The organism is Flavobacterium aureirubrum (assembly GCF_038739835.1).
In the GTDB taxonomy this organism is placed as follows: domain Bacteria; phylum Bacteroidota; class Bacteroidia; order Flavobacteriales; family Flavobacteriaceae; genus Flavobacterium; species Flavobacterium aureirubrum.
On sequence record NZ_JBCGDO010000134.1, the window covers coordinates 1 to 290 of the forward strand.

The 290-nt window shown below is 26.6% G+C and carries 1 protein-coding gene; it reads left to right on the forward strand.

Features of this window, described 5'->3' with window-relative positions; all coding sequences use genetic code 11:
• Nucleotides 1-290: transposase family protein (locus WFZ85_RS16245; RefSeq protein ID WP_461782277.1), on the forward strand; the 290-nt coding region annotated here is incomplete at both ends.

The following is a 290-nucleotide window of genomic DNA, read 5'->3' on the forward strand; positions in this document are numbered from 1 at the left end:
TGATTTAGAAGTAGTTGCATTGAGTTTAACCGCTGAATTTATGTCTATTGATAGTAAAAACTCCTTATTTAAAGAGATAAACAAAGAACAAATTTCTAATTTAATTGAGCGAAGTCAATTCAATAAAAGAAGGCGAAAATTGTTTTTATTTTTAGAAGAAGTAAGAATAAAACTTGCTTCACATTTTTTAGAATTTGAAGATTATTTCATCGTTGATAGTATGCCATTAGAGATATGCAAATTTGCTCGTCACAACAGAATTAAAATTTGTAAAAATGAGTTTGAAACTG